At 61.7% G+C, this 16716-nt stretch carries 19 protein-coding genes and 1 tRNA gene; 14 read left to right on the top strand and 6 right to left on the bottom strand.

Features of this window, described 5'->3' with window-relative positions; genetic code table 11:
* Positions 1-4: 4 nt before the first annotated feature.
* The 4 genes from CK218_RS05800 (at position 5) to CK218_RS05785 (ending at position 2669) form a co-directional block, all read left to right on the top strand.
* Complete coding sequence (locus CK218_RS05800) at positions 5-349, top strand: VOC family protein (protein WP_066997872.1); 345 nt, start codon at positions 5-7, stop codon at positions 347-349.
* A 171-nt stretch (positions 350-520) separates the two neighbouring features.
* Positions 521-595 (top strand) — tRNA-Gln (locus CK218_RS05795).
* A 359-nt stretch (positions 596-954) separates the two neighbouring features.
* Complete coding sequence (locus tag CK218_RS05790) at positions 955-1902, top strand: ABC transporter substrate-binding protein (protein WP_095827129.1); 948 nt, start codon at positions 955-957, stop codon at positions 1900-1902.
* Between the two features lie 131 nt (positions 1903-2033).
* Positions 2034-2669, top strand: a complete 636-nt coding sequence (locus tag CK218_RS05785; RefSeq protein WP_095827128.1) for a TetR/AcrR family transcriptional regulator — start codon at positions 2034-2036, stop codon at positions 2667-2669.
* A 61-nt stretch (positions 2670-2730) separates the two neighbouring features.
* Here CK218_RS05785 and CK218_RS05780 read toward each other — a convergent pair whose 3' ends face one another.
* The 3 genes from CK218_RS05780 to CK218_RS05770 are packed head-to-tail and all read right to left on the bottom strand — an operon-like array spanning position 2731 to position 5577.
* Entirely contained in the window at positions 2731-3402 is a 672-nt protein-coding gene (locus tag CK218_RS05780; protein ID WP_095827127.1) for a 4-carboxy-4-hydroxy-2-oxoadipate aldolase/oxaloacetate decarboxylase, read from the bottom strand.
* Between the two features lie 35 nt (positions 3403-3437).
* Complete coding sequence (locus tag CK218_RS05775; RefSeq protein ID WP_095827126.1) at positions 3438-4460, bottom strand: amidohydrolase family protein; 1023 nt, start codon at positions 4458-4460, stop codon at positions 3438-3440.
* A 19-nt stretch (positions 4461-4479) separates the two neighbouring features.
* On the bottom strand, positions 4480-5577 hold the full coding sequence (locus tag CK218_RS05770) for an alcohol dehydrogenase catalytic domain-containing protein (RefSeq protein WP_245434934.1): 1098 nt from the start codon (positions 5575-5577) through the stop codon (positions 4480-4482).
* 236 nt (positions 5578-5813) lie between these two features.
* Between CK218_RS05770 and CK218_RS05765 the strand changes: the two genes are divergently transcribed.
* Both CK218_RS05765 and CK218_RS05760 read left to right on the top strand, forming a co-directional pair.
* Positions 5814-6167, top strand: coding sequence for a DoxX family membrane protein (locus CK218_RS05765; protein ID WP_095777955.1), 354 nt, complete (start codon positions 5814-5816; stop codon positions 6165-6167).
* A gap of 28 nt (positions 6168-6195) precedes the next feature.
* On the top strand, positions 6196-6735 hold the full coding sequence (locus CK218_RS05760) for a cupin domain-containing protein (RefSeq protein WP_095827124.1): 540 nt from the start codon (positions 6196-6198) through the stop codon (positions 6733-6735).
* A gap of 56 nt (positions 6736-6791) precedes the next feature.
* Here CK218_RS05760 and CK218_RS05755 read toward each other — a convergent pair whose 3' ends face one another.
* On the bottom strand, positions 6792-7691 hold the full coding sequence (locus tag CK218_RS05755) for a LysR family transcriptional regulator (protein ID WP_095827123.1): 900 nt from the start codon (positions 7689-7691) through the stop codon (positions 6792-6794).
* A gap of 107 nt (positions 7692-7798) precedes the next feature.
* On the opposite strand from CK218_RS05755, the gene CK218_RS05750 reads away from it, so the two are divergent.
* The 3 genes from CK218_RS05750 (at position 7799) to CK218_RS05740 (ending at position 11084) form a co-directional block, all read left to right on the top strand.
* Positions 7799-9178, top strand: coding sequence for an aminomethyltransferase family protein (locus CK218_RS05750; protein WP_095777958.1), 1380 nt, complete (start codon positions 7799-7801; stop codon positions 9176-9178).
* 156 nt (positions 9179-9334) lie between these two features.
* Positions 9335-10183 carry a formyltetrahydrofolate deformylase gene (gene purU / locus CK218_RS05745; RefSeq protein WP_095827122.1) on the top strand — a complete coding sequence of 283 codons (849 nt, stop codon included), beginning with the start codon at positions 9335-9337 and terminating at the stop codon, positions 10181-10183.
* 16 nt (positions 10184-10199) lie between these two features.
* Positions 10200-11084, top strand: coding sequence for a methylenetetrahydrofolate reductase (locus CK218_RS05740; RefSeq protein WP_095827121.1), 885 nt, complete (start codon positions 10200-10202; stop codon positions 11082-11084).
* Between the two features lie 183 nt (positions 11085-11267).
* Here CK218_RS05740 and CK218_RS05735 read toward each other — a convergent pair whose 3' ends face one another.
* A complete protein-coding gene (locus tag CK218_RS05735; protein WP_095827120.1) occupies positions 11268-11852 on the bottom strand; it encodes a YceI family protein in 585 nt (194 codons plus the stop codon).
* A gap of 34 nt (positions 11853-11886) precedes the next feature.
* Positions 11887-12714 (bottom strand): hypothetical protein, encoded by an 828-nt coding sequence (locus CK218_RS05730; protein WP_095827119.1) that lies wholly within the window; start codon positions 12712-12714, stop codon positions 11887-11889.
* Positions 12715-13043: 329 nt separating this feature from the next.
* Between CK218_RS05730 and CK218_RS05725 the strand changes: the two genes are divergently transcribed.
* From CK218_RS05725 to CK218_RS05705, 5 genes are read left to right on the top strand one after another with little or no spacing between them, the layout of a single operon-like run.
* Positions 13044-13838, top strand: coding sequence for an ABC transporter ATP-binding protein (locus CK218_RS05725; protein ID WP_245434912.1), 795 nt, complete (start codon positions 13044-13046; stop codon positions 13836-13838).
* Positions 13835-14545 (top strand): ABC transporter ATP-binding protein, encoded by a 711-nt coding sequence (locus tag CK218_RS05720; RefSeq protein WP_095827117.1) that lies wholly within the window; start codon positions 13835-13837, stop codon positions 14543-14545. Before CK218_RS05725 ends, CK218_RS05720 begins: the two co-directional genes overlap by 4 nt.
* Position 14546: 1 nt before the next feature.
* Positions 14547-14834, top strand: coding sequence for a hypothetical protein (locus tag CK218_RS05715; protein ID WP_095827116.1), 288 nt, complete (start codon positions 14547-14549; stop codon positions 14832-14834).
* The gene (locus CK218_RS05710) at positions 14831-15712 is read left to right on the top strand and encodes a branched-chain amino acid ABC transporter permease (RefSeq protein WP_095827115.1); all 882 of its coding nucleotides are present in this window, start codon (positions 14831-14833) and stop codon (positions 15710-15712) included. Before CK218_RS05715 ends, CK218_RS05710 begins: the two co-directional genes overlap by 4 nt.
* Positions 15709-16710 carry a branched-chain amino acid ABC transporter permease gene (locus CK218_RS05705; protein ID WP_095827114.1) on the top strand — a complete coding sequence of 334 codons (1002 nt, stop codon included), beginning with the start codon at positions 15709-15711 and terminating at the stop codon, positions 16708-16710. The genes CK218_RS05710 and CK218_RS05705 overlap by 4 nt, the downstream gene beginning before the upstream one ends.
* Positions 16711-16716 lie beyond the last annotated feature (6 nt).

Raw genomic sequence — 16716 nt, 5'->3', positions numbered from 1 at the left:
CGCGATGAAACTCGAGGGAAAACTCGACTATCTGGAACTTCCGGCCACCGGCGGCACGCTGGACAGCGTCAAATCCTTCTACAGCGCGGCGTTTTCCTGGTCTTTCACCGATTACGGGCCAACTTACTCCGCTTTTGCCGAGGGGCTCGACGGCGGCTTCCAGGCCGATGCGGGCGAAGCGCCCGCCAGACCGCTGCCCGTGCTCTATTCCGAAAACCTGGAGGAGACGCTGGAGGCCGTTGAGAATGCCGGAGGCAGCATCATCAAGCCGATCTTTTCCTTCCCAGGCGGCAGGCGGTTCCACTTCACCGACCCGGCCGGCAACGAGTTGGCCGTGTGGGGCGAATAGCCCGCAATTCCGGTCGCCGGATCGATCTCCCCTCCAGATTACGCCCGAACGCGGCGGCAATCCGCCGGCGCAGACATGCGGCAAGATTACTTTGGATGTCAGCGGTCCAAGCATTGAGCTTTCGACCGGCTCGTCCTATAAGGCCGCGCGCAGCGGGCACCGCCCGGCTGCTGGGGCGTCGCCAAGTGGTAAGGCATCGGTTTTTGGTACCGACATTCCCAGGTTCGAATCCTGGCGCCCCAGCCAACCATTTTTTATCTTTTATTCAATGATTTAGCTAAATCGATCAGGTCTTCGTCTAGGGCACTCGGCTAGGGCCTTGGATGCGTGGACCGGCAGCAAGAATCTGGCGTCCGGAACTGGACTTAAGAGAAGCGGCGCCGTTTAGGACCGCTTCGAATTCACGATAGCATGTGCGGTATGGTGCCAAGGGCCGTAGCCCCTGTTGGCCGCTTTTCGCGATCGAGAGCACGCGGAGCAATTGTTCACGGTAGCTCAGTCAGCCGGGCTGCGAGGAAAAAAGCGTGGCCGATTGACATACCGATTGGAATTCCAATACCTATAGTATTTAAACGCCCAGTGCTGAATACCGGCGGGAGGAGCCAATGGCCGAAAACACGACAGCTGATCCTTCCACGGCTGCCCAGCTTCGCCTCGCGGGCGGAGCGCAGGGGTTCAATTGGCTTCCGGTCTTCCTTGCAGACGAGTTGGGATTATTCGGCAAGCACGGCATTGCCATCGAATACAAGCGCTTCGGCAGCGTCGACAAGGCAACGGGAGCTGTCCTTGAGGGTGAGGCCGACCTTGCGATTACGCCGCCAGAAGGAGCAGTCGCGGACTTCGTGAACGGTGGAGAACTGCGCATTGTTGCGGCCAATGCAGTGCGGCTGCCGATGTCTCTCGTGGCGCGGCCAGAAATCGCCACCCTGGCGGACCTTCGAGGAAAGAGGATCGGCACGTCCTCGCTCACCGAGGGTACTGCGATTTACACGCAGATTGTGCTGGCTTCCCAAGGACTGCACTACCCCGCCGACTACGAATTCGTGCTTGCGGGTATTCATACCAAACGGTGGGAGGCGCTGCAGGCCGGGCAGGTCGACTGTGCTCCCCAGCCCGCGCCGTGGAACTTCCTGGCCGAGGACCAAGGCTACAAGCTGATCGGCGAGGTCAATGAGTTCATACCCGAGATCCTCTTCACCGCGGTCATCGGCCGATCATCGTGGCTGCAAGCCAATCGAGATGTGGTCATACGCTTCATCAACGCCCTGATTGAGGCCCATGCGATCACCAATGAACCGGCACGGCAGGACGTAACATTGCCGATCTTCCAACGCATCACCACGCCGGAAAGCTCCACCCTGGCCGATCGTGGTCTAGGATACATGCGTGACATGGGCATGTGGCCGGACAAGCTGGCCGTGCCGGCAAACGCGTTGCGCACGACGATTGACCTGATGATCCGCGCGCATTTGCTCGATGAGGCCCTTCGGAGCCAAGCGCTGCACGCCTTCGATGCTTCTTACCTCGACGCGGCTTGCACCACTGTCGGCTGAACCCATCCTGCCGTGCACCAAAGCAATCCCGCAACTGACCCCTCACCTTCGCTTGCCCTTGGAGGTCGACGACCCTAAGTTGCTTGCTCAGATACGCTGGGTATCCCGATACGTTCATTGGATGATCAAAGATGGCGCGACTGACCCGTGAACAAAGCCAAGCCTTGACGCGCGAAAAGCTTTTGGCTTCGGCCAGCGAGATGGTGGCCCGAGACGGCTATTCCGGCGCATCGATCGAGCGGATCGCAGAGGAGGCCGGCTTCTCGAAGGGGGCCTTCTACTCCAATTTCACGAACAAGGAAGACATCTTCCTGCAACTGCTGGAGCGCAACGCCGGCGGAGATGTGGTCGAACTGACCGAAAGGCTTCGCAGCGTTGACGAGCCGAAGGATGTCATCGAATCCATTTGCGAATGGGCCAACCAACGCGCCAAGGACAAGCGCTGGGGAACGCTGGCCATCGACCTGCTGCGCATCGCGCGCCGAGACAACACGCTGGAGGATCGGCACCTGCGCCTGTTCAGGGATCAGTGGGAAGGGCTGGGCAGGCTGTTGTCGGAGAAGCTGTTTCCGTATGGGAATGCGGAACCCCGGCCACTCTATGTCGGCGGTATCGTCCTCGAACTCGTCTATGGCGGCATGTCGAGTTTTATGGACGACAGGGCGCCCGGCGAAATGGTGCGGGTCGCGCTGACGTCGATGCACGAGGCTCATCTTTTTAGGCATAAGAACGGAAAGGCCGTGCGCAAGCGGACTGCAGCGTCCTGACGCGAACCATGCCACGCCACGTTGGAAGGCCGACCGATTCTCCTTCGTGGACGTCGGGTGCCTATTCGTAGACAAGTCCCTTCAAGCGCAGCCGTTCGCGCATTGAGTTGACGTCCAGGCTGAGCTTGCCTGCAGCGTAGAGGCGACGTTTGTCTTCCTCGGCCGCCTCCCGCTCTCGTGCCGTTCTCGCAACCAACTCGGCATTGGCACGGGGCACCACGCAGACGCCATCATCATCGGCGACGATCACGTCGCCAGGGCAGATGCGGGCACCGGCGCAGATGATCGGAACCTGGCAATCGCACAGCGTCTCCTTTACCGTTCCCTGAGCGAAGATCGCCTTCGACCAGACCGGGAACTTCATCGCTCGCAAAGCAGCCACATCGCGCACGCCGGCATCGATCACGAGGCCTCGGATGCCGAGCGCCACCGCCGATTCAGCCAGAAGGTCGCCGAAAAATCCGTCTTCGCATGGAGAGATCGGAGTCACGACGAGCACATCGCCCGGCCGCGCCTGCTCCAATGCAACATGAATGGTCCAGTTGTCGCCCGGCGCCACCTCGCAGGTAAGCGCATTGCCGCCGATCCTGGCGCCGTCATAGATGGGACGCAGCCGCGAGGCCAGCAGCCCCTTGCGTCCCTGGGCCTCGTGAACGGTTGCCACCCCCAGCGCGCCCAGTGCGTCGCACACTTCGATCGGCGTACGTTCGGTGTTTGTGACGACTTTTGCCATTGATATCTCCAGAGATTCGTGCCGGCCGGACCTCGCTAGCGACCCTGTCGCTTGAGCCTCTCGTCCAGCCGCGGGTAGACTTTGCGCGCATTGCCCTCGAACACCGCCGCGCGGTCGGCTTCGTCGAGGCCCAAAGCATCGATGTAACGGCGCGTGTCGTCGAAGTTGAAGCCGGTCAGCGGGTCAACCGCCTTGACCGCGCCCAGCAGTTCCGAGCCGAAGAGGATGTTGTCCGGACCGATCACGCGAAACAGCGTGTCGATCCCCGCCTGGTGGTAGACGCAGGTGTCGAAATAGACGTTGCGCATCAGGTGCGTGGCGAGATCCGGCTTTTCCATCATGATTGCCAGCCCGCGATAGCGGCCCCAGTGATAGGGAGCGGCGCCGCCGCCGTGGGGAATGATTAGCTTGAGGTCTGGGAAATCGCGAAACAGGTCGCCCTGGATCAGCTGCATGAACACCGTGGTGTCGGCATTGATGTAGTGCGCACCGGTGGTGTGCAGGCAGGCCGCGCACGCGCCCGAGACATGGATCATGGCCGGCACCTGGAGCTCGACCATCTTCTCGAAGAGCGGATACCAGTAGCGGTCATAGATTGGCGGCGCCGACCAGAAGCCGCCGGACGGATCGGGGTTGAGATTGCAGCCGACGAAGCCGAGTTCGTCCACGCAGCGCTCGAGTTCAGCCAGCACAGGAGCCAGGTCACCGCTCATCGACTGCGGCAGCTGGCAGACGCCGGCAAAGTTCAGCGGGAACAGGTCCACGATGCGCGCAATGAGATCATTGGAGACACGGGACCATTCGGCATTCAGCGCAGCGCTGCCGACATGATGACCCATGCCCGAGGCCCGGGGCGACAAAATTGTAAGGTCCGAGCCGCGCTCCCGCTGAAGACGAAGCTGGTTGTCTTCGACGGTCGCGCGAAGCGTCTCGTCGCTTATGCCGGGATAGACCGGACCTGCGTCCCGCTGGCCCTCGGCAAACGCCACCTGGGCCTTGCGATAGGCATGATGCGCCGGGGGCTCGGTGGTGTAGTGACCGTGGCAGTCGATTATCATGGCATTCTCCAACCGCAGCTCAGGGCTCCAGCACATAGTTGGTGAAGCCACCGTCGCCCGAGGCTACGCCGTTGATCGCCTCATTGATCTGGTCCAGCGGATAGGTGCGGGCTTCCAGCACGGACAGGTCGACCGCGCCAGACCGGACCAGCTCCGCTATCTCGATGCCCTCCGCGGTGCTGAGCCAGGCCGAACCGGTGAGCACCATCGAATTGTCCATCCACCATTTGGTGTTGAACAGCATGTCGGCGCCCGTACCGCCGATGTTCACGATGGTGCCGCCACGTTTGACGCCCATCATCGCGTCCCTCATGGCGTTGACGTCGGCCACCGCGCCAAGGCTGTCGAGCATGGAATCCGCGCCGGAGTGGTGCTTGGAGCGCACCCAGTCCGCGACCTTGCCGTCCAGGCTGGAAAAAATCTCGATCCGGTTCGGTGCGAGGCGCTTCAGCTTTTCCAGCAATGGCTTGCCGCGCGCGACCGCATAGATGGTGGAAATCCCCATGGCGAGCGCGAACATGGTGGCGCCGACACCCAGCGTTCCGGTCGCGCCGTTGATGATCAGCGACTTGCCCGCAAGGTTGCCCAGCTTTCTGAGCGCCGAATAGGACGTGCCGAGATAGCCCATGCGGGCAGCCTGCGGAAACGTCATATTGTCGGGTATCTTGACGATGGCGCTCTGGGGCGCGCGCATGAATTGAGCGAAGCCGCCGCCGGGATAGCGCTTGTAGATTTCCAGGCTGTTGCGATTGAACCCGAAATATCCGGCGAAGGTGAAGTAGTCGCACTTCATCTGGTTGCCGCTGGCGCAGGCGTGGCAGGCACCGCACGAACGCAACGGATTGACGTAGACACGGTCTCCGGGCTTCAAGGCAACGACCTGCTCGCCCACTTCGTGCACGATGCCGGCGGGGTCAAGGCCCAACGTCGCGGGCTTGGGAGGCAGCGGCTGGTGAGGATACCAGTTCTCCCAGTTGTTCAGCACGTTGGCGAGGTTCGGGACCATACCGCAGGCTTTGACCTCGACCACGACATCTGTTCCGGACGCTCGAGGCTTGGCGATCTCCTCGATCCGCATTGGTTCGTTTACCGCATGCAGCCGTGCGGCGCGCATCATCACTGTCACGATGTTCCTCCTCAAATTCCGCCAACCGGATCGAGTTGACATTCCGATTGGACTGTGGATACCGTACAGTATCTGGATTGGGTGACGCAAGACCCGATTTGCGGTGCCGGTACCAACCATCGCTGCTGCCCTCGGGCCTACGCTCGATTTCGCAGGGTGGCTGGCGGCCAAAACGGGGCCCGCTCACAACGACTGCAGCCGTCACGCTGCTGGGGAGGAGACGTACAATGCCGTTCGAGTTGCAGCCTCAGGACTGCCTGAGGATCCTATGTGGAGTCTGGTTCCTGCCGCATCTGATCGGGAAGGTCAGGAACTTCGATAAGGCGCCGGTGACGTTTGAGAAGGCCGGTCTGAATCCTGGCAAGCCATTCCTTGTCTTGACAATCGTCCTCGAGGTGCTTGCCGCGCTCGGCATGGTTTTCAACGTCTATTCGAAAGCAGCAACCGGTTGCGCGATCGTCGTGCTGCTCGGAGCAGCCTACGCAGTGGTGAAGATCAACGGCGCCAAATGGCGCTGGCAGCAGATGGGACCGGAGTTCCCGCTTTTTTGGGCGCTCGCTTGCCTCATCTCGGCACTGTGACTTTGAACATCCACCTGGGAGGTTTCATATGAAGGTTCGGCGCGTCGTCACTGGCAGGGACAACGCCGGTAAGTCAGTGGTCGTCAGTGACGGTCCCTCCCCTGGGGAAATGGTCCTGCGCCACACGCCAGGTTTCGTATCGTCGCCACAGTGGAAAATCGAGGGGGCGCCAGAGCTGGGGAGCATCGACAACAAGGACCCCATGGAGACGACCGGCACCATGGTCATGCCGGCAGGCGGATCATCGTTCTGGATCATTACTTTCCCTCCCGACAGCGTCTACATGTCATCGGAATGGAACCCCGCGGTAGCTGGTCCCGAACTCATCGAGGCATCACCTGGCATTGCCGAGCGGATGGAGCCGGACAGCCCTGGCATGCACCAGACCCCGACCGTCGACTACGTCACGGTGGTCAAGGGCAGACTGATCCTGGAACTCGATGACGGCAGGACTGTCGAGCTAAATGCCGGTGACACCGTGGTCCAGCAGGGCACTCGTCACGCATGGCGCAATCCAGGCGACCAGCCAGCGACGATCTCCGTGATCATGCTCGGCGCCACTGTCTGACGCGGCGGTTACCATCCCAGAGAGACCACACCAGCCTCGGCTGGGCTTCGGACCGCTCAGATCGTTGCCGCCACGTCGGCGAGGATCTGGCGCGTCCACGCATGCAGGCCCGAATAGTGAGAACGCTCGGTCCAATACATGTCGATCTGGATCAGCACCTCGAGAGGAAATGGCTTCAACGTCAACTTGTCCGAAAGCCGGCGGGCCAGGCGATAGGGAATGGTCGCGACCAGTTCCGTGCCCCGGATCAATGCTTCAAGATTGTCGTGGCTCGGCACGATCACGCTCGGCGTAATCCTGACGTCGATTGCCCGAAGCGCCGCGAAGTACAACGCTTCCCACTGGCCATTGTGGGTCACGGCGATATGCCGCGTCTGCCGGTAGCGATCCATCGTCAGTTCGCCGGCCGCAAGCGGATGGCTGGAATCCATGATGCAAGCGTAGCGGTCGGTGAAGAGTTTGCGCCGGTAGTAGATATCGCCGAAAATCGCCACCGGGCCAAGCACGATATCGCAGATGTTTTCCTTGAGCTGCTGCTTGCCGTGCACCGCGGATTCAAAAATGTTGACCGCGATCTGGGGCGCCTGCTGCTGGACCTGGCGCACAAAGGCCGGCATCAGGAACATACGCTCGTGATGGTTACAGGAGATCGTCACGCTGCCTGTGGACGTAGCGGGATCAAAACCTTGCAGAGAGGACAACGCCTGCATGCGCTCGAGGACATCGCGTGCTTCCTGGGCGAGTTGACGGCATTTGTCGGTCGACAGGATCGAGTTGCCCTGCCGAACGAATATCGGGTCGTTGAAGGCCTTTCGAAGCCGCTTGATCGAATAGCTGATCGTCGACTGGTTGACGCCGAGGCGCTCCGACGCCTCTGAAAAGGACCGGCAGTCGTTGACCATGACCAATGCCTGCAAAGCACTCAGGTCGATCTGGGCAAGTTCCTCCGACAGCATGGCGCCTACTTTCTATGCAAAATTTCGATCACCTGTATCGAACCTATTGGGTTGTTAGATGTCCTGCAAGGGCTTAGCCGGAAAGGAGCTGCACAGGAGGATTGAAAATGGCTGCTAATCTCGAACAGAAGATCGCTGACGCTGGAAGCGCCCAAACCATGCTCTGGGAATCGCAGAGCCCGCCGATCGTCAGCACGCCGGTGACGCCGGAATTCACCAACTGGCGCGACGAACAGCTCGCTTGGCGCAGCAACGCCGTGCTCTATGACCAGTCGCACCATCTCGCCGACCTGAACATCCGCGGCAAGGATGCGCTGAAGCTCATCCGCGACACGGCGATCAACAGCGTTGAATACTTTCCCGTCAACGCCGCGAAGCAGTATGTAGCGGTCAACGACGAGGGCCAGCTCATCGGCGACAACATCCTGTTCCGCTATGAGGAAGACGAATTCCAGGCGGTGGGCATTCCGCCGACGATCAACTGGCTTCAGTATCATGCCGAGACCGGCGGTTACGACGTCGAGCTTGTGCGGGACAATCCGTCCTATGCCCGCAAGGGAAATCCGCTGTGCTACCGCTACGAGATCCAGGGACCTGGCGCGTTCAACGTGATCCGGGAACTCATCGGCGGCGAGCCGCCGGATGTGAAGTTCTTCCACGGCACCCGCTTCACGATCGCCGGCAAGATGGTCCGCGCGCTTCGCCACGGCATGGCGGGCGAACCAGGCTTCGAGTTCGTCGGGCCCTGGGCCGATCATGAGGTCGTTCGGGCCGCTCTGCTCGAGGCGGGCAAAAAGCACAACATGATTCAGGTCGGCGGCCGGGCGTACCTGACCAACTCGCTCGAGTCCGGATGGCTTCCGCGCCCGTTGCCGGCGTTCTACTCGGGCAAGAGCACGGCGGGCTTCCGCAAGTGGCTTGCCGCGGACGAGATCGATGCCAATGTGTCTCTAGGCGGAAGCTTCTTTTCCGAGAACATCGAGGACTATTATTTCTCGCCCTACGACGTGGGCTACGGAAAGATCGTCAAATTCGACCACGACTTCATCGGCCGCAAGGCGCTCGAGGCCCAGGTCGCCGACGGCCAGACCACGGCCAACCGCAAGGTGACGCTGCAGTGGAACGGCGACGACGTCGCCAAGGCGTGGGCCTCGATGTACCAGCCAGGTGTCGGAGCGAAGTTCATCAACCTTCCGATCGCCCACTACGCGACCTATCACTACGACCGGGTCGAGGCGCCAAACGGAAGCTTGGCCGGGCGTTCGCTTCATACCGGATACTCGGCCAACTACCGTTCGATGATGTCGATCGCGGTCGTGGATGCGGCAGTGGCAGAGCCTGGCACCGAACTGGTGGTGGTCTGGGGCGAGCCCAAGCCATCCTCCAAGGTGCAGGTTGAAGACCACGTGCAGTTCAAGATCCGCGCCACCGTCCACCCGGCGCCGATCGACGCGCACGCACGCACCAGCTATCGCAAGAACGCCTAAGCCGCACGCCTGAACCGAGGGCGGCATCACGGCCGCCCTCCCCTCACGGCAATCGCACCCGACGACAACAGACTGGCGGGACCTCCTGCCGGTGTCGCTTTGCGACGCGACAAACCGCCTTGCCCTTCAGCTCGGCCGTCAACCCGGAGACCGGGTATGGAAAAGTCCTATCTGCTTACGCTCCAATGCAAGAACCGGCCGGGCATCGTCGCCGGCGTCGCGAGCCGTTTGGCCGCACATGGCGCCAACATCACCGCGGCCCAGCAATTCGACGACCCCGAGACGGATCGGTTCTTCATGAGGGTAGCGTTCGATTTGCCTTCGCCCCTCGATGATCTCGCCGGGCGTTTTTCCGAGGAGGTCAACCGCTTCGGCCTGCAATGGACATTGCGGCCCCAGAACCTGCCCCGCAAGGTTCTGCTGCTTGTCTCGAAATTGGACCACTGCCTGGTAGACCTGCTTTACCGCCAACGGCTGGGCGAGTTGCCAATGCAGGTTGTCGCCATCGTCTCCAACCATCCGCGAGAAGGTCTCAACCTCGCCTCCGACGACGCCATTCCCTTCCACCACTTCCCGATCAGCCATGAGACCAAGGCCACCCAGGAGGCGAAGATCAAGCGCGTGATCGAAGATAGCGGCGCCGAGCTTATCGTGCTGGCCCGCTATATGCAGATCCTATCCGACGACTTCTCAGCCTATCTCTCCGCCCGCTGCATCAACATCCACCATTCTTTCCTGCCGGGTTTCAAGGGCGCCAAGCCCTATCACCAGGCGCATGAGCGCGGCGTGAAGATGATCGGAGCAACGGCGCACTACGTCACCGAAGACTTGGACGAGGGTCCGATCATCGCCCAGGACGTCGAACATGTGACCCATGCCGACACGCCCGAGGACCTCGTTCGCAAGGGTCGGGACATCGAACGCCGCGTGCTGGCCCGCGCGGTCGCCTTCCACCTTCAGGATCGGGTCTTGCTCAATGGACGCAAGACCGTCGTCTTCGCCTAACAACGGAGCCACGCGCATGGAAAAAGCTGCTATCCGCCCCTCCGCTATCGACGCCTCGATCGAGATGGCGCCAAGCCAGGTGATCGACTCCCCTGACCTACCGGGCCTTTTCCCGTCGGGGGTCCGGGTCTACATCACCGATATCGGCCTGGCGGACACGCCGACCCTGGTCAAGGCAGCGCGTCGCGTCGCGGACCTTGGCTACACCGCGGTTCCCCATATGGCCGCTCGCCGACTGACCACGCGCCAAGCGCTGGAAACGCGGGTGAAGGCTTTGGCTGAGGAAGCGGGTGTCCGCGACTTGCTCATCATCGGCGGCGACGTGGCTACCCCAGCCGGTTCATTTTCCTCCTCTTTCGAGGTGCTCGAGACTGGTTTCGTTGACAAGTACGGCATCGCCGAGGTCGGTGTAGCCGGCCATCCGGAAGGCAGTCGCGACTTTGGCGACGAGGCGGCGATTGCAGCGCTCCAGATGAAGAGCGCCTGGGCCGAGCGGACCGGGGCAAAGATGCGTGTCGTCACCCAATTTGGCTTCGACGCGGACAAGTTCATCGCCTGGGCGGACGGCCTGGCGCTTTCCGGGGTGGACCTGCCGATCCATCTTGGCGTGGCCGGTCCCGCCAAGATCACGACCTTGCTAAAATACGCCGCCTTGTGCGGCGTCGGCAATTCGCTGAATTTCTTGAAAAAGCGCAGCGCCTCGCTTGCCGCCCTTGCCACCAGTCACTCGCCGGAGAGCTTCGTCGGCCCGATCGAGCACCATCTGCGGGCAAAGCCGGATTCGGCAATCGCGCAGCTGCATGTCTTTCCGTTTGGCGGCATCAAGAATACGGCCAGGTGGCTCTACGAGCGTGGCTCGTGGCAAGACCTCGAAGCCGACGATCGCTCGTCGATCGCTTAAGCGCGTAGCTGCCTCCCGAGAGCCGAGCCAGACCATCGCGCGCCGATCGTCGGCGCGCCATGGTCTCTCGTTGCCGCGACATGGGCGAATGTTGCGGCACGATTGCTACGCGCAGCCTCTCAGTCAGCTCCGCCGGACATCCGCGAGGACGTCCGGCGCGCTCAGGACAGCGCGAAGCCGCCGTCAGCTGCGGCCGCGCCCCTCCGTTTCGATGCGCAGCGTGACCTCGTCCCCGATCAGGGGAAGATTGGCCGTCATACCGAAGTCGCTGCGCTTCAACTTGGCAGTCGCGCTGAAGCCGGCCTCAAGACTGCCGTCCCACGGGTTCTTGCCTTGGCCGTTGAAGGTCACGTCGAGCGTCACCGGCTTGGTCACACCGGCGATGGTGAGATCGCCCGTGATGGTGCCCTGCTTGTCGCTCGACTTGGTGAATTTGGTGCCGACGAAGGTGATGTCCGGAAACTCGGTGGCATTGAACCAGTCGGCGCCCTGGATGTCGCTATCGCGCTGGGCATTGTTGGTGGAGATGCTGGACACCTTGACCTTGGCCTGCAGCTTGCTGGCCTCAGGCGCGTCCTTGTCGAAGGTGAATTCCCCGGAGAACTCTTTTGCAACGCCGATGACGTTGGAGAAGCCGAGATGATTGATGAAGAACACGATGCCGGAATGAACCGGATCGATGTCGAACGTGATCGGCTGTGCGGTTGCCGGCCCGATTGGCGCCGATGCGAGTGCAGCTAGCAAAGCTAGTTTCAGTCTGTAGTTCATTCCATCCTCCTTTGTTGATGCACGAAAAGCGAATTCACAGCGGAAGGCTGAACCCCTTCCGTGCCAGCATCACTGCGACTGCCGCGACGGCCGGCACCAGGCAAAACCCTGCGAAGACGAACGTGGCGAGTGCAGGGGTTTTCTGATCGAGACGATCGAGGATCACGCGGCAGGCCGAAGGGACCAGGAAAAGCAGCAGGAGCACCGCAAGGGCGAGAAGGTCGATCTTGCGGGTGATCAGCGCGACGGTCTGCGCCACAGCCATCATGCCCGCCGCTCCGCCGAGCAAGGATGCCCATCCGAAGCGGTAATTCGGCCGGGACAGGTGCCCAACCACGATGCCGGCGATGCCAAAGGCGACGCCAAGAGACAGTTGCAGGCTGGATGATGAAGCCCCCATGAAGGCAATGGGAGCAAAGCCTGCGCTGGCAACCGCGAGCATGATCGCAGGGCGCAGGCCTGATCCCTCATCGGGATAGTCAGCTTCCCGATGAAGCGCATATAGCGCTGCCACTCCGGCCAGAGCGGCGACAACCAGGTCGAGAGGCTGCGCCAGGGCAATCGTATCGCCGATGTAAGCTGCTGAGGCGACCGGCATTGCCGCCAACAGCAACTGTCCGAGCCTGCGGCTGCCTGTCCATTCCGTCGCCACGCCCAGGATCGATCCAACCGCCGCCAGGTAGAACACCTTGTTGACGGCGCCGACCGGAGGGAAGGAGGGAAGGCGATTGTAGGTCAACCAGTAGGACAGGAAGAAGCCGAGCGGGATCAAGAGATCGTACCAACGGCGATCGACGCGCCCCCATCGCATCAGGCCGCTCAAGGCGAACGACAAAAGGCCGCAAATGGCGACCGCCAGCATAACGGCCTCCTGCGGCGATCGGGCAACGCCAATCACGTCGCATTGCCGTTGTTGGCTACAGGATAGCGGGCACACGCTCGCGGCACCTTGCGGCAGGATGAAGTCACACCGTCCTCCCCGGTCTGAGTTCTCCATGACCGGCCCCTTCCGGATACCGGTTAGGTTTCAAATACCAAAGCGTATCTCACTAACCTTGTCAATCCGACTGGGCAGTGCAGGTGCACCGGCGAAGTCGGTTGACATACGACTCAGACTTCAAATACTATATGGTATCTAAAGTGGGACAGACGCGGAAGCGCCGGCTCCGCTGACACGCCTGGGAGGAGTGCGTGGCTGTGCAGGAACATATCAACGCCTATTTGCCTGTGCTCGCGGCGGATGGCGTATCGGTCAGCTTCGGAGGCGTGCAGGCGCTCGACAATGTCTCGCTCGACGTCGGCGATGGCGAGATTTGCGGCTTGATCGGCCCGAATGGCGCGGGCAAGACCACCTTCCTGAATGCCATCACCTGCCTTGCACGCCTTCAACGCGGCACCATCAAGCTGTCGGGTCGGACAATCTCCAATTCGGCGGTGCGCGACATCATCGGTCTCGGGATCGCTCGGACGTTCCAAAATGTCGGCGTGTACGGCTCGCTGAGCGTCCTGGAGAACGTCATGCTCGGCGCACACCACAAGATGGGTGGAAAAGTCGCGCGTGCCCTTCTCAATCCCTTCGGTGCGTGGGCCGAGGAGAAGACGGTCCGCCGCAAGGCTGAATCAATTCTGGATGAATTGGGAATGGCCGCATTATCGAGCGTGCGCGCCGACTCCCTGCCCTATCCCTTGCAAAAGCGGATGGAGATCGCACGCGCCCTGGCGGCCGAGCCCAAGCTCCTGTTGCTGGATGAGCCGGCCGGCGGACTGACCCATGGCGAGGTCACCGAATTCGGCACCCTCGTCAATACGATCCGGCATAGCCGCAGGCTCTCGATCCTCCTGATCGAGCATCACATGGGTCTGGTGATGAGCCTGTGCGACCGGATCCATGTGTTCCACCTCGGTCGAAATCTGGCGTCAGGACGCCCCGAAGAAATCAGGACCAATGAAGCCGTCATCGGCGCCTATCTCGGGAGGAGCACGTGAGACTGCTTCACGTCCGCAATCTCTCGGCCTCCTACGGCAAGGTACGGGCGCTTTTTGACTGCTCGCTCGCAATCGCGCAGAACGAATTCGTCGTCCTGCTCGGCGCCAATGGCGCGGGAAAAACCACTTTGCTGCGCGCGCTTTCGGGCACGATCCGCTCGGCCGGCGAGATCGCCTATATGGGAAGCGACTTGCAAAAGATGGCGCCGGAACGGCGTCTGCAACGCGGCTTAGCGCAGATTCCCCAGGGCAGAGGCACTTTCACGGAATTCACGGTCGACGAGAATCTGACGCTGGGCGCCACAATCGACTCCGATGCCCGCCAGGTCCGACAGGACAAGGAGCGGTGGTACGATCGCTTTCCGCGATTGCGCGAACGACGCTCCCAACTGGCCGGCAATCTGAGCGGAGGCGAGCAGCAGATGCTCGCGGTTGCGCGAGCGCTCATGTCGCGGCCAAAACTGCTGCTATGCGACGAGCCGTCATTGGGTCTCGCACCCGTCATCACGCGCGAAATATTCGCGATCTTCAAGGAACTCCGCGACATCGATGGCTTGACGCTCTTGGTCGTGGAGCAGAACGCGGACCTGTCGCTCAAGTTCGCCGACCGCGCCTATGTCATCGAGGCCGGGCATATCGTGGCCGGCGGCTCAGCCGGCGCGATACTTGCAGATGAGCATATCCAGAAATCTTACCTTGCGGACTAACGTGGCGACGTTTCACCAGATCATTGTTTGCGGCATTGCCCCAGGCGCTGTCTACGCCGTGCTGGTGATTGCCCTCGTGCTGGTCTCGCGTCTTACAAGGCGGGCGTCGGCCGACCGCCTCGATGCAGCCTCCTTCATCGACATTCACGATACCGCCGGACTGCCATTCCTGATCGTGGTAACCGCCATTTCCCCGTCCTCAAACGCCAGGGTTCCCTCGGCCAAGGCTCTCGGATCGAAGGCACGCAGGTCGACGGCCTCGGCGTTGCAGTTGGGAGGCTGGGCTTGACCCTTTTCGTGCAAATCGTCCTCAGCGGTCTTGCCACCGGCGCCATCTATGCGGCTCTTGCCCTTGCGCTGGTGTTGATCTTTCGCGCCACCAACGTCGTCAATTTCGGTCAAGGCGAAATGGCGACTTTCTCGGCATACTGCACCTGGCAGCTATGCCTGTGGGGCCTGCCATTATGGCTTTCGATTGCAATCGGCCTGACCGGTTCTTTTGTGCTGGGAATCTTGGCGTTTCGGGTCTTCGTCCGCCCGCTCCTGGCAGCTCCGGTCGAGGCGACAGTGGTCGTCACGCTCGGCATGTTTGTGCTCTTCCAGGCGATGGTGACGTGGCTCTGGGGCGCCGAGCAGAAGCCGTTCCCCAGCCTGTTTCCCGAAGGCAGCTTCAGCCTCGGTGAGGTACGGGTGCTGGCTTCGTCGGCCGGTACCTTGCTGATCCTCATTGTCCTGGCCGCGGCCATCGCCTCCCTCTTCGCCTTCACAAGGCTTGGGCTCTCCATGCGTGCCGCGGCCTTCGACCGCGTTCGCAGCGTTCTGGTGGGCATCAACGTCGAGCGCATGCTGATGCTCGGCTGGGGCTTCGCCGCGGCGATCGGAATGATCGCGGCGGTGCTGGTCGCGCCACGGCTGTTTTTGAGCCCGACCATGATGACCCCGATCCTTTTCTACGGTCTTGCCGCGGCAACCGTGGGCGGCTGGGACAGTCCGCTCGGCGCCATAGCCGGAGGCCTTCTGGTGGGCGTCAGCGAGAGCCTTGGCGCCAACTACATCGGCTTTCTCGGTGCGGACATGCGCATCGCGGTCCCGATCGGGCTCACCCTTTTCGTCCTGCTGGTCAAGCCGGTCGGTCTGTTCGGCTCACAGAAGGTCACCAAGCTATGAGCAACGACATTCGGCGCACGGTCGCGGCAAGCGTTGGGTTTGTGCTGGTCGCCGCATTGCTGCCGGCCACTTTGTCAGGCTTCCAGTTGCAGCAGGTGAGCATCGCCATCTCCTATGCGGTCGCCATTCTTGGCCTCAACCTGCTTATGGGGTTTGCCGGGCAGATCTGCCTCGCCCAGGGGACGCTGTTCGGCATCGGCGCCTACGTCACCGCCATCTTGAACGCGACCTACGGCGTCCACCCGTTGGCGACCCTGCCTGCGGCAGCTGTTTTTACCGCGCTGGCCGGTCTCGTCGTCGGCCTGCCGGCCCTGCGTCTGCAGGGGCTGCAACTTGCGATCATCACGTTTGGTGTCGCGGCGGCCTTTCCGCAGCTTCTGTTGAAGCTCGGCAGTTGGACGGGCGGAGTCTCCGGCTTGCCGATCGATTCCCTGGAGCCGCCTGCGTTCCTGGCCGATTACCCCGAGCTCTGGCTCTATCTGGTGTCGCTGGGGTGCGCCTGCGTCGCGGCATTCATCGTCTATCTCGTTCTCCTCGGCGACGTCGGCCGCGCGCTCCAGGCGCAACGGGACAGTCCGCAGATCGCGGAGGCTCTCGGCGTCAACCTGACCAAGACCAAGCTGTGGGCGTTCGCCATCAGCTCTGCGCTCGCTGGCCTTGGCGGCGGCGTCTTCGCGATCCTCAACGGCTTCATCAGCCCGCAGTCCTTTCTCGCCCCACTTTCCATCACCATCGTGATCGGGAGCATCGTCGGCGGCTCGACAAGCATTGTCGGCGCCTTCATCGGCGGGCTGTTCATCACCTTCGTCCCGACATGGACGTCCAACATCAATCTCGCACTCGGCAACGTCATCTACGCGCTGGCACTGATCGGCATCATGCTTCTGGCGCGCGGAGGGGTTGCCGGTCTGCTGGAGAGACTCGCCGCTGCCTTGAAGGCGCGGTCGAACGCCAACGGCAAAGCCGGATCAATGAGCCAATCAGGGAGGAAGTTATGAGACCAT

The sequence above is a fragment of the Mesorhizobium sp. WSM3879 genome, from assembly GCF_002294915.1.
GTDB lineage: Bacteria > Pseudomonadota > Alphaproteobacteria > Rhizobiales > Rhizobiaceae > Mesorhizobium.
This window is presented reverse-complemented; position numbering and strand designations above follow the sequence as displayed.